We start from the raw sequence: 13,147 nt of genomic DNA on the forward strand, positions 1-13,147 counted from the left end.
AGGGCGAGGTATTGGTGCGGTTCAGGCAACTTCTGCGATCAGTTCGATTTCAACGCAGGCGCCGAGCGGGATCTGCGCCACGCCGAATGCCGAACGCGCATGCCGGCCCTGCTCGCCGAACACCTCGCCGAACAGCTCGGATGCGCCGTTCGTGACCAGGTGCTGCTCGGTGAAATCGCTCGTTGAATTGACGAGGCTCATGACCTTGACGATGCGCTTGACGCGCTTGAGGTCGCCGCCGCATGCGGCCTGCAGGGTGGCGAGCAGGTCGATGGCCACCGCGCGCGCGGCCTGCTTGCCTTCGTCGGTGCTCATGTTCTTGCCAAGCTGGCCGACCCAGGGCTTGCCATCCTTCTTTGCTATATGGCCGGAAATGAATACGGTGTTGCCGGTCTGTACATACATCAAATACGCAGCCGCGGGGGAAGCGACGGTGGGCAGTTCAATATTGAGTGCTTTAAGTTTTTCGTAGACGGACAAGATGGGCTCCATTGAACACAATGCAAAGATGATGATTTTACCTCCGGATCGTCGTACGGCGTCCAACGGCGACCACCGCAATGACGGCGAGCGCGAACAGGATATTGCGCGCATCCAGTGCCTCGCCCAGGATCAGCGCGGCGCCGATCAGGGTCAGGAAAGGTTGCAGCAATTGCACCTGTCCCACCCGCGCGATACCGCCCAGCGCCAGTCCTTTATACCAAAAGAAGAACCCAATAAACATCGAAAATAAGGAAACATAGCCGAATCCTATCCATGCCTTCGGCGAGGCGGTGATGCCATAGCGCCATCCCAGCCACACTGTGACCGGCAGCAGGACCGGCATGGAAAGTACCAGTGCCCAGGAAATCACCTGCTGGCCACCCATGGTTTGCGACAGGCGGCCGCCTTCCGCATAACCCAGCGCCGCCGCGATGACCGCAACGAACAGGGCAAGGTCCGCCGCATGCAATTCTCCACCGCCTTGCCACAATGCAAAGCTCACGACGATGGCGCTGCCGATCAGCGCCGTGATCCAGAAACCGGGCGACGGTTTCTCTTTGAATCGCAAGGCGCCGACCAGCGCGGTGGCAAGCGGAAGGATGCCAAGCACGATGGCGCCGTGCGACGCCGGCACGTACCGCATCGCGATCGAGGAAAAGACCGGAAAGCCGATGACCACGCCCAGCGAAGTGATCAGCAGTGCGCGCATCTGCGTTGCCGTCGGACGCGGCGCGCCCATCCACCACAGCAGGACAGCGGAGCAAAGTGCTGCCACCACCGCACGGCCGAGCGCAACCAGCACCGGGTTGAGTTCGGCAACCGCCATGCGCGTGAACGGCAAGGTGAGGCTGAAGATGGCCACGCCGATCGTACCGAGCCACATGCCGCGGCTTTCCTGTGTGATGACAGCGCTCATGCTGCGTCCTTCGCTTCAGGTCAAGGAATGCGCTGAAAGAATCCGCGCGAACTGGTCATGGTCGACATTCCCGCCGCATAGCGGAAGGCCTATTTTGCGCCCGCGCACGCTGTCCTTCATCTGCATCGCGGCAGCGAGCGGTGCCGCGCCCGCGCCTTCCGCGACGTTATGCGTGGCGACGTAGTACTGCCGCATCGCCGCCTCGACTTCCTCATCCGTTACCGCGACGACATCGTCCGCGTACTGCATGATCAGCGCAAGCGATTCCTCGTCCGGCACGCGGCAGGCCATGCCGTCGGCGGTCTTGGTACTCACCGGTGATTCGATCTTGCGTTGCTGCTCGAACGACAGCTTGTAGGCGAGCGCATGCGCGGAGACCACGCCGATGATGCGCGTCTTCAGCCCCAGTGCGTTACGGGCCACGATGGCACCGCAGATCCCGGAACCCTGTCCGATCGGCACGAAGATGGTGTCGAGGTCGGGCTGCGCCGTCAGCAGTTCCATCCAGTAGCTCGCCACGCCGTTGACGAGGTCCCGGTGGAAGGACGGGATCATGTGCAGGCGCTGCTCGTCCGCGAGGCGCGCGGCATGCTCCCGGCTTTCCTGGAATTCGTTGCCGTGCTCGACCAGGTTGACGCCAAGCGCGCGCATCGCCGCATTCTTTTCTTTGCTGTTGCCGTGCGGGACGACGATCGTCGCCTTGAGCCCATGGCGGCGCACCGCGAAGCCGACCGACTGGCCGTGGTTGCCGCGCGTGGCGGACACCACGCCTGCGACCTGCGGCGCGCGACGCGTCAGCCCCTCCATGTAGACCAGGCCGCCGCGTACCTTGAAGGCGCCGGTGGGCGTGTGGTTTTCGTGCTTGATCCACACTTCGGTACCGAGCGCCTCGTTGAGCAGCGGCCAGCTGTACTGCGGCGTGGGGGGCATCGCGCGGTACACGATCTGCGCGGCGGATTCGAGTTCATGTCTGTCAGGCAGCGAAAGGCGCATGGTGTGGTTGCAGTTTGGTTGTGGTTGAACTATCCTAATCGACATTACCGATACAGTACCAGTACAGTTCAACAAATAATTCCGACCATTGTCACGGCAAAATGACCAGTACAGCCCAAGCTCGTAAAGCCTCTTCCGCCGACCTCAGCCTTGCCGCACCGGCGGTGCTGTCGCGCCAGGCCGGCGAATCGCTGGTGGACCAGATCGTGCGCTCCGTCGAGTCGCGCATCGACGACAAGCTCTTGCGCAGCGGCGCGCGCATGCCCTCCATCCGGCAGTTTGCAGAGACGCATCGCGTGTCGCGCTTCACCGTGGTAGAGGCCTATGACCGGCTGGTGGCAAAGGGCTATCTGGAATCGCGTCGCGGCTCGGGCTTTTATGTGCGAGAGCGTTCGCCGATCGCAGCGACGGGCAACATGCCGCGCGCCGTGGAGACAATGCCGCAACAACTGGACGTGGTCTGGCTGGTGCGCAACATGTTCCGTCAGCATCCGCCGGAGAAAATGCCGGGCTCTGGCTTGTTGCCGAGTGACTGGCTGGATGGCGAGCTGATCGCCAACGGGCTGCGCGCCATCAGCCGGCAACACCAGAACCTGCTGCTGCAATACGGCAATCCGCAGGGTTTCCTTCCGCTGCGGCAGCAATTGCAACCGAAACTGGCCGAACTCGAAATCGCCGTTACCCCGGAGCAGATCGTCACGACCTCCGGCATCACGCAGGCGCTGGACCTCATCGCGCGCCACTTCACCCAGCCCGGCGACACTATCCTGGTGGACGACCCGGCATGGTTTCTGATGTTCGGTTCCTTTGCCACGCTTGGCGCGAAGGTGGTCGGCGTGCCGCGCCTGCCGGATGGGCCGGACATCGCGAAACTGGCGGAACTGGTGGCGGCGCACAAGCCGAAGTTGTATGTGATCAATTCAGTGCTGCACAATCCGACCTCCACCTCGCTGTCGGCAGCGAAAGCCTTCCAGATCCTGAAGATCGCCGAGCAGCATGACGTCACCATTGTGGAAGACGACATCTATTGCGATCTGCACCCCGGCAGCGCAGTGCAGCCCGCCACGCGCATTGCGGCGCTCGACCAGCTCAACCGCGTCATCTACCTCGGCGGCTTTTCCAAGACGCTGGCCGCCAACCTGCGCGTGGGCTTCATTGCCACTTCCGCCGAGATGGCCAAGCAGCTGTCCGACCGCAAGATGCTGACAACGCTCACCACCTCGGACCTGGGCGAGCGAATCGTGTACAAGATCCTCTCCGAAGGCCACTACCGCAAGCACGTGGACCGCCTGCGCGGCAAACTGGATGCCGTACGCGACAAGACCATCAAGCAGCTGGAGCGCGTCGGCGTGAAAATCGATATCTCGGCTCCGGCCGGCATGTTCCTCTGGGCCGACACCGGCTGCGACACGAATGTGCTGGCGGAAAAGGCATTACAGGAAGGTTATCTGCTTGCGCCGGGCAGTCTTTTCTCGCCGAGCCAGTTGCCTTCGACGCGCATGCGAGTGAACATCGCGAACCTGGCGCAGGGCGGCGTGCTGCGCATCCTCGAAAAACATCTTTGAATTATCAGGGTTCGGCATGCCATCCGCCGCCGAGCGCCTGGATCAGCGCGATGGCTGCAGTCTGGCGATCCGCCTGCGCCTGCACCAGTGCGCGTCGTGCACTGAGCGCACTCGCCTGCGCACTGACCACCTCCGAGAACGATACCTGTCCGGCGCGATAGCGGTTCAGCATCAGGCGTTCCGCTTCGTCCGCGGCCTGCGATGCCTGGCGCCGCAAATCCTGCTGACGCGCCAGCACCTGCGCCGCGGACAGCTGGTTCTCGACATCCTGGAATGCAGCAAGCACTGTCTGGCGATAACGCGCCGCCGCCTCTTCCTGCGCCGCCTGCGCGCCGGCGACCTTTGCGCTCGTCGCACCGGCATTGAAGAGCGTCTGCGCCGCTGACAGGCCGAGCGACCATAACGACGTGCCGGCACCGAACAGGTCCGCCACGCGGCTGCCGGACGAGCCATAGGAAGCGTTCAGCCCGATGTTCGGGAAGAAGGCAGCACGCGCAACACCGATCTGTTCATTGGCGGCGGCCACGCGCCGTTCAGCGGCGGCAATGTCGGGCCGGCGCTGCAGCAGGGTGGACGGCACCCCGGTCGGCACCTGCGGCACGGCCACGGACCAGGCAGCAGGCGCAAGCGTGAATTCGGCCGGCGCCTTGCCGACCAGCACCGCAATGGCGTGCTCGAATTGCGCGCGCTGGCGCACGACGCCGGCTTCATCCGCCTGCGCGTTGGCCAGCTGGGTTTCCGCCTGCAGCAGATCGGTCTTGGTGGCGATGCCGGCGGCATAACGGTTGCGCGCGATCTGCAACGCACGCTCATAGCCCGCAATCGTATCGCGCAACAAGGCGCCCTGTGCGTCGGCCAGGCGCAGCGAGAAATAATTCGCGGCCAGTTCACCCTGCGCAGACAGCTTCGCGGACGCGAGATCTGCCGCACTGGCCTGCGCACTCGCGCTGGCACTGTTCGCCGCGCCGCGCAGACGGCCCCAGACATCCGGCTCCCAGGTGGCGCCGAGACTCAGCTGCACATTGTTGCCGCTGCGACTGGCGGTCGTGGTGCGCGTGCTTGAGGTGCCACCTCCCGAACGAGATGCCCCGGCATCGAGCGACACCACCGGGAACAAGGCAGCACGCTGTTGCTCCACCAGTGCGCGCGCCTGCGCATAGGCAGCGGTGGCGGCGGCGACGTTCTGGTTCGATATCTCGACGGCGGACTCCAGATCGTTGAGCACCGGATCGTCGAACAAGCTCCACCACTTGCCGCGATCCAGCGCATCGCCGGGCACGGCTGCGACCCATCCCTGCGCCTCCTTGAATGCCGTCGGCGCAGGCGTCGCCGGACGTTCATACACCGGGCTGAGCGCGCAGCCCGCAACCAGGATCGGCAGGACGGGCAGGAGCGCGATGTGCAGCAAACGCCGGTGGGAGAGTGGGAAAAGAAAATGCATGGTAGATCGCTTCATGTCGGTTCGATGCCTGGCTGCGGTGCATGCGCAGTCCGGCTGAGTTGGCGTTCATCGGGCTTGCGGCGGCGCAGCTTGTCGAGCAGCAGATAAACGACGGGCGTGGTCAGCAAGGTCAGCAGCTGGCTGGCGATCAGTCCACCGATGATCGCCACGCCCAGCGGCCGGCGCAATTCGGCGCCTTCGCCGAAGCCGATCGCGAGAGGCAGCGCGCCGAGCGCTGCGGCCAGCGTGGTCATCAGGATGGGCCGGAAGCGCAGCAGGCAGGCCTCGCGCACGGCTTCGATCGAAGAGACACCGCGCGCACGCTCCGCTTCCAGCGCGAAATCGATGATCAGGATGGCATTCTTTTTCACGATGCCAATCAGCAGGAACACGCCGATCAGCGCGATGATGGAAAACTCCATGTTGAACAGCAGCAGCGCCAGCACCGCGCCGACACCAGCGGACGGCAGCGTGGACAGCACCGTGACCGGGTGCACCAGGCTTTCGTACAGGATGCCGAGCACGATGTAGATCACAACCATCGCTGCGACGATCAGCATCGGCTGCTGCGACTGCGATTCCTGGAAGCTGCGCGCGGTGCCCTGGAAACTGCCGCGGACATTGATCGGCATGCCGATCTCGGCTTCCGCCTGTGCAATCGCCACCTGCGCATCGCCGAGCTTGTAGCCGTCGGCGAGATTGAACGACACGGTCGTCGCAAGTTCGGCGTCCTGATGGCTGATCGATCCCGGCGTCGCGCGTTCGGAAAAACGGGCGAACGCCGACAGCGGCACCATGGTGGACGGCGTGGTGCTGATCGCTTGTCCGCTGGACTGGTCACGCAGGCCCGGGTTGATGACCGCGGGCGTGCTGGTGTTTGTACTGCTGTTTGTGCTGGTGTTCGCACTGCCCGTCTGTACATTGCCATTGGCCTTGGCGGGAACGTAAATATCTCCCAACGCCTGCGGGCCGCGCGCGTATTGCGGCGCGACCTCCATGATGACGTGGTACTGGTTCAGCTCGTCATAAATGGTCGCGACCTGGCGCTGCCCGAAGGCGTTGTACAAGGCGTTGTCGACATCGCGCGAATTGATGCCGAGGCGCGCAGCGCTTTCACGATCAACATCGACAAAAGTTTCGACGCCGGTATCTTCCTGGTCGGTATCGACGTCGATCAGCGCGGGTTGATGCTTCATCGCATCGGCCAGTCGCGTCGCCCAGCGCTGCAGGTCGGCCCGGTTGTCGCTCTTCAAGGTGTACTGGTAGGTGGATGTCGACGAGCGCCCTCCCATGCGCACATCCTGTACTGGATTCAGGAAAAGCGTGATGCCGGTGACACGCGCCAGTTGCGGACGCAGGCGTGCGATTACCGCCTGCCCGCTTTCCGTGCGCTCGGAAGCCGGCTTCAAATTGACGAACATGAAGCCACCGCCGGCCCGGAAGCCGCCAGTAAACCCGACCACGGTCTCGACCGCCGGATCCTTGCGGATGATATTCACGATCTCGCGCAGCTTGCCCTGCATCGCCTGGAAGGAAATGCTCTGGTCCGCGCGCAGGCCGCCATTGAGCTGTCCGGTGTCCTGCTGCGGAAAGAATCCTTTCGGTGCGGCGATGAAGAGATACACATTCAATCCGATCACCGCCGCGAGGATCAGCATGATCAGCCAGCGGTGATACAGCGCCCATTCCAGGCTGTGCGCATAGCCGCGCAGCAGGCGGGCGAAGCCGCGCTCGAACACCCGTGCGACCCTGCCCGGCGGGCGCGTCTCGGCGCCGGGTTTGAGCAGCCACGCGCACATCATCGGCGTGGTGGTCAGCGAGATCACCATCGAGATCAGCACTGCCGCCGATAGCGTAACCGCGAACTCGCGGAACAGGCGTCCGACTTGCCCGCCCATGAACAGCAGTGGAATGAACACTGCGACCAGCGACAGGCTGATCGAGAGCACGGTGAAACCGACCTCGCGCGCGCCGAGCAATGCCGCCCGGAATCGGTCCATCCCGCCTTCGATGTGGCGGGCGGTATTCTCCAGCACTACGATCGCATCATCCACCACGAAACCCGTCGCGACGGTGAGCGCCATCAGGCTCAGGTTGTTCAGGCTGAATCCAAGCAGGTACATGACGCCAAAGGTGCCGAGCAGTGACACCACGGTCGCTACGGCGGGAATCACGGTAGCGCGCGCGTTGCGCAGGAAGGCGCTCACCACCAGCACCACCAGCACCAGCGCAATCAGCAGCGTAATCTCGATTTCCTTGAGTGAAGCGCGGATGGAATGGGTGCGATCGGAGGCGACCTGCAGCCGTACGTCGGGCGGCAACTGCGCCTGCAGCGTCGGCAGCAAGGCGCGCACGTTGTCCACCGTCTCGATGACGTTAGCGCCGGGCTGCCGGGTGATCAGCACGATCACCGCCGGCTGGCCGTTGAACAGGCCGAGCGTGTGGGTATCCTCGACGCTGTCGTTGACTTCCGCCACATCCGACAAGCGCACCGGCGCGCCATTGCGCCAGGCCACGACCAGGCCGCGATAATCCGCCGCCATGGGCCGCCGACCGCCTTCTACCGCCTGCGAATAGATCTGCAGCCGTCGTCCATCGCCTTCCACCGCGCCTTTCGGGCGGTTGGCCGTGCTGGCCTGGATCGCCGCCCGCACGTCTTCCATGCTGATGCCATTGCGGCTGAGCGCAAACGGCAGCAATTCCACCCGCACCGCGGGCAGCGAGCCGCCGCCGAGTTCCACGTCGCCGACGCCAGGCACCTGCGCCAGCTTCTGCTGCACGATGTTCGACACTTCGTCATAGATCTGGCCGGCCGAACGCGTCTGCGAGGTGAGCGCGAGGATCAGGACCGGAGCGTCGGTCGGATTGATCTTGCGGTAGGTCGGATTGCTGCGCAGCGTCGCCGGCAGGTCCACGCGCGCCGCGTTGATCGCCGCCTGCACCTCGCGTGCGGCGGAATCGATCTTGCGGTTGAGGTCGAACTGCAGGCTGATGCGCGTGGAGCCGGTGCCGCTGCTGGAGGTCATTTCATTGATGCCGGCGATGACGCCGAGCCGTCGCTCCAGCGGCGTTGCCACGCTGGACGCCATGGTCTCCGGGCTGGCGCCGGGCAGGCGGGCGCTGACCGAGATGGCAGGGTAATCGACTTGCGGCAGCGGCGAAACCGGCAGCACGAAGAAGGCGGCGATGCCGGCCAGCGCAAGACCGACGGTCAACAGGACCGTGGCGACCGGCCGGCGGACGAAGGGCGCTGACAGGTTCACTGCGCGCCTCCACCTGCTGCGTCGCCTGACGGTTGGCGCGACCAGCGCCGACCGAGGCGGTCGAAGCCGAGATAGATCACCGGCGTAGTGAACAAGGTCAGCATCTGGCTCACGATCAGGCCGCCGAAGATCGACAGGCCGAGCGGGCGGCGCAGTTCCGCGCCCTCGCCCCAGCCGAACATCAGCGGCAAGGCGGCGAACAGCGCAGCCAGCGTCGTCATCAGGATGGGCCGGAAGCGCAGCAGCGCCGCCTGGTGGATCGCTTCGCGCGGCGTCCGGCCTTCATTGCGTTCGGCGTCGATGGCGAAGTCGATCATCATGATCGCGTTCTTCTTCACGATGCCGATCAGCAGGATGATGCCGATGATGCCGATTACGCCGAGGTCATGTCCGGCGATGATGAGCGCGAGCAATGCGCCGACACCGGCCGATGGCAGCGTCGACAGGATAGTGAGCGGATGGATATAGCTTTCGTACAGCACGCCGAGCACGATGTACACGCAAACCACTGCCGCGAGGATCAGCCAGAGCTGGTTGGTCAGCGAGGCTTGGTAGGCGCCAGCCGCACCGAGGAAGGTGAGGCTGACCGACGGCGGCAGCTGGATGTCTTTCGCCGCTTGACGAATGGCATCGACCGCCTGCCCCAGCGAAGTGCCCGCGCCCGTATCGAAGCCGATGGTGGTGGCCGGGTATTGCGCGACGTGGGTGATCTGCAGCGGCGCAGGTTGCTCGGTGATGCTTGCTACCGCATTGAGCGGCGTCGTCTTGCCCGAGCCGGTGCGCAGCGGCAACTGGCCGAGCAAGGCCGGTGTTGCCACATCGGGCCGTGCCTCGAGAATCACGCGGTACTGGTCGGTCTGGGTGAAGATGGTCGAAATGATGCGCTGACCGAAGGCGCTGTAGAGCGCGTCGTCGATGGTCGAGGCCGATATCGCGAGACGCGAGGCGGTGTCGCGGTCGATGTTGATCGTGGCTGCCGTACCGGTCGCGCCGGCATCGGACACCACGTTGCGCAGTGCCGGACTTTCCCGCATGCGTTGCGCGAGCCGGTTCGCCCATTGCACGACCGTGGCATTATCGGCGCCCTCCATTGATACGCGGAATTGCGTCGGGCCAGTCTCGGCATCGATCGTCAGGTCCTGCGTCGGCTGCAGAAAGAGCCGCAGGCCGGGAATGCGGCTGACGCGCTCGCGCAGGCGTTCCATCGTCTCCTGCTGCGCATTGCTGCGGCCGGGCTTGAGGTTGATCAGCATGCTGCCGGTGTGCAGCATGGTGTTGCTGGCGGCATCCACGCCGACCAGTGAACTGAGCGTGGCGACATCGGGATCTTCAAGAATCACCTTGGCCGCCTGCTGCTGCAACTCGGACATGCGCGCAAAGGACACGCTCTCGGCCGCCTCGACGCGCGCCTGCAACTGACCGGTATCCTGCACGGGGAAGAGTCCTTTCGGAATCACCACGTAGAGCAGCACCGTCACCGCGAGCGTGGCCAAGGCCACCAGCAAGGTGAGCGGCTGGTGTTCCAGCACCCATTGCAGCGCCCTGTCGTAACGATGGATGATGCGCTCGAACATCGCCTGCATGCGTGCACCAACCCCATGCCGGCTGCCCTCCGGCGCGGAATGCCAGCGTGCCGACATCATCGGCACCAGAGTCAGCGACACCACGGCCGAGATCAGGATCGTGATCGCCAGCGTGACGGCGAATTCGCGGAACAGCCGCCCGACCACATCGCCCATGAACAGTAGCGGAATCAGCACCGCGATCAGCGATACGGTCAGAGAAATGATGGTGAAGCCGATTTGCGCCGCGCCCTTGAGCGCTGCCTGCATCGGCGGATCGCCGCGTTCGACGTAGCGCGCGATGTTCTCGATCATCACAATGGCATCATCCACCACGAAACCGGTCGCGATGGTCAGTGCCATCAGGCTGAGATTGTTGAGGCTGTAGCCGAGCAGGTACATCGCGCCGCAGGTGCCGATCAGGGAAATCGGGACAGCCAGGCTGGCGATCACGGTGGCGCGCAGATCATGCAGGAAGGCAAAGATCACCAGTACCACAAGCACCACGGCGAGGATCAGTTCGATTTCCACATGCTCGACCGAGGCGCGGATACCGTTGGTGCGGTCACTCAGCACGTCGACGCGCAGGGCTGCCGGCAGGCTGGCCTGCAGCTCGGGCAGGCGTGCCTTGATCGCATCGACCGTGGCGATCACGTTGGCGCCGGGCTGGCGCTGCACGTTCAGGATGATGGCCGGTTTCATGCCGGACCACGCGGCAAGGCGGACGTTTTCGGCGCTGTCGACCACCTGCGCGACGTTCGACAGGCGTACCGGCGCGCCATTGCGGTAGGCGACGATCAGGTTCTTGTAGTCATCGAGGGTCAGCAACTGGTCGTTGGCGTTGATGGTGAAAGCGCGCGTCGGGCCGTCCAGGCTGCCTTTCGCACTGTTGGCATTCGCCGCGGCGATAGCGGTACGCAGGTTGTCGAGGCCGAGGCCGTAGGAGGCGAGCAGTTGCGTATCGGCCTGGATGCGCACCGCCGGCCGTTGCCCGCCAGAGAGCGTGACGAGACCGACGCCGGACACCTGGCTGATCTTGAGCGCAAGCCGGGTATTCACGATGTTCTGCACTTCGGTCAGCGGCAGCGTGTCGGAGGTGATCGCAAGAGTGAGCACCGGCGCGTCGGCCGGATTGACCTTGGCGTACACGGGCGGCGCCGGCAGGTCGGCGGGCAGCAGCGAGCCGGAGGCATTGATCGCGGCCTGCACTTCCTGCTCGGCCACGTCCAGCGTCTGACCGAGGCTGAACTGCAGGGTGATGATGGAAACGCCGGCGGCACTGGTGGAACTCATGCGCTGCAGGCCGGCCATCTGGCCGAACTGGCGTTCCAGCGGCGCGGTGACGCTGCGGCTCATGACTTCCGGACTGCCGCCCGGATAGAGCGTCTGCACCTGGATGGTCGGAAAATCCACTTGCGGCAGCGCCGACAGCGGCAGGAACCGGTAGCCGATGATGCCGGCCAATACGATGGCCAGCATCAGGAGCGATGTGGCAACCGGCCGGAGGATGAAGGGACGGGAGGGACTCATGCTTTCAATCTGTTCGGGATGGCGTCCGGCCTGCCATTCATTGCGCTGCGGCGCCGGGCCGGCCGCGCCGCTCGGTGGGCGCTTGCATGGGTGCATTGTCGCCACCGGCGCCGGAGCGCTTCCTGCCTCCCCAGCCTTGCCGTCCACTGTCTTGACCACCCGGACCGGCGGCTGGCCGGTCTCCCGGCAAGTTGACATGCGCGCCATCCTTGAGCCGGTCGGCGCCTTCGGTAATGATTTGTTCACCGGCATTCAGTCCGGACACGATCTGCACCTTGTCGCCGGCAATCGCGCCGCGGGTCACGGGCCGCAGCTTGACGGTCTTCTCTGCCGGATTCAGAACGTAAACGTAATCACCGTTGCTGCCGTGGCGCAAGGCGTTGATCGGCACCATGATCGCGCCCTCGACCTGGCGCACCAGCAGGCGCACATTGACGAACTGGCTGGGGAACAGGCCGTGGCTGCTGTTGGCGAAGCGCGCCTTGGCCTTCACTGTGCCGGTCTGCACATCGACCTGGTTGTCCATGGCCAGGAAGGTTCCGGTTTCCAGCGCCGTGCTGCGGGTGCGGTCGAGCGCGGTGACCGGCATCTTCGCACCTGCGTTGATCTGTCCGCGCAGTTCCCCGATACGGTCCTGCGGCACCGCGAACTGCACATCGATCGGCTCGGTCTGCGTAATGACGACGATGCCGTTGGCGTCGTTCGGGCCGACCACGTTGCCGATGTCGACCACGCGCAGGCCGACGCGGCCGCTGATCGGCGCCGTCACCTTGGTATAGCCGAGGTTCAGGCGGGCAGTGCCTTCCGAGGCACGGTCAGCGACCACGGTGCCCTCCAGTTGCCTGACCAGCGCAGCCTGGGTGTCCACGTCCTGGCGCGCGATCGAATCCTGCGCCAGCAGCGTACGGTAGCGTTCCAGCACTAGTTTGGCGTTCTCCAGCTGCGCTTCATCGCGCTGGCGTTGCCCGCTCGCCTGCATCAGTGTCATCTCGAACTGGCGCGGATCGATCTCGGCAAGGACCTGGCCGGCCTTCACCATCTGTCCTTCCTGGAAATTCACCTGTTTCAGCACGCCGGACACCTGCGGGCGGACAGCGGCGGTGGCAGCGGCCGTTACCGTGCCCAGCGCTTCCACTGTGACCGGCAGGTCAGCCCGCTCGGCTGTCGCCACGCCTACTGTGGTCGACGGCGGTCCGCGCCGTCCGCCGGGGCCCGGGCCGCCCTGCGTCTGCTGGTGCGTGAGATGCCACGCCAGCCAGCCCAGCCCGGCCAGCAATAGCAGCGCGAGGATGATGCCAATGAAGGATTTCCGCTTGCCGGCTTTCGCCTGGGGGCGGACTTGTTGATGTTCTGCCTGTGAATCCATTGATTTCCCTCGAGTACTGCGGACGAGC

8 protein-coding genes are annotated in these 13,147 nt (G+C 64.6%); 1 reads left to right on the forward strand and 7 read right to left on the reverse strand.

Annotated elements, in window-relative coordinates:
• Positions 1-21: 21 nt before the first annotated feature.
• From VJ698_RS14720 to VJ698_RS14730, 3 genes are read right to left on the reverse strand one after another with little or no spacing between them, the layout of a single operon-like run.
• A complete protein-coding gene (locus VJ698_RS14720) occupies positions 22-480 on the reverse strand; it encodes a RidA family protein (protein ID WP_324103533.1) in 459 nt (152 codons plus the stop codon).
• A 37-nt stretch (positions 481-517) separates the two neighbouring features.
• A complete protein-coding gene (locus VJ698_RS14725; RefSeq protein WP_324103534.1) occupies positions 518-1,399 on the reverse strand; it encodes a DMT family transporter in 882 nt (293 codons plus the stop codon).
• Between the two features lie 15 nt (positions 1,400-1,414).
• Positions 1,415-2,392, reverse strand: a complete 978-nt coding sequence (locus VJ698_RS14730; RefSeq protein WP_324103535.1) for a threonine dehydratase — start codon at positions 2,390-2,392, stop codon at positions 1,415-1,417.
• A gap of 101 nt (positions 2,393-2,493) precedes the next feature.
• On the opposite strand from VJ698_RS14730, the gene VJ698_RS14735 reads away from it, so the two are divergent.
• Entirely contained in the window at positions 2,494-3,957 is a 1,464-nt protein-coding gene (locus VJ698_RS14735) for a PLP-dependent aminotransferase family protein (RefSeq protein WP_324103536.1), read from the forward strand.
• Between the two features lie 4 nt (positions 3,958-3,961).
• Here the strand turns inward: VJ698_RS14735 and VJ698_RS14740 are convergent, their stop codons facing one another.
• Genes VJ698_RS14740 through VJ698_RS14755 form a run of 4 tightly spaced genes read right to left on the reverse strand, consistent with a single transcriptional unit; the run spans position 3,962 to position 13,119 of the window.
• Entirely contained in the window at positions 3,962-5,413 is a 1,452-nt protein-coding gene (locus tag VJ698_RS14740) for an efflux transporter outer membrane subunit (RefSeq protein WP_324103538.1), read from the reverse strand.
• Positions 5,410-8,661 (reverse strand): efflux RND transporter permease subunit, encoded by a 3,252-nt coding sequence (locus tag VJ698_RS14745; RefSeq protein ID WP_324103539.1) that lies wholly within the window; start codon positions 8,659-8,661, stop codon positions 5,410-5,412. The genes VJ698_RS14740 and VJ698_RS14745 overlap by 4 nt, the downstream gene beginning before the upstream one ends.
• A complete protein-coding gene (locus VJ698_RS14750; protein WP_324103592.1) occupies positions 8,658-11,753 on the reverse strand; it encodes an efflux RND transporter permease subunit in 3,096 nt (1,031 codons plus the stop codon). The genes VJ698_RS14745 and VJ698_RS14750 overlap by 4 nt, the downstream gene beginning before the upstream one ends.
• A gap of 37 nt (positions 11,754-11,790) precedes the next feature.
• Positions 11,791-13,119 (reverse strand): efflux RND transporter periplasmic adaptor subunit, encoded by a 1,329-nt coding sequence (locus tag VJ698_RS14755; protein WP_324103540.1) that lies wholly within the window; start codon positions 13,117-13,119, stop codon positions 11,791-11,793.
• Positions 13,120-13,147: the final 28 nt, after the last annotated feature.

This window comes from Noviherbaspirillum sp. (assembly GCF_035254685.1).
Taxonomy (GTDB): Bacteria; Pseudomonadota; Gammaproteobacteria; order Burkholderiales; family Burkholderiaceae_D; genus Noviherbaspirillum.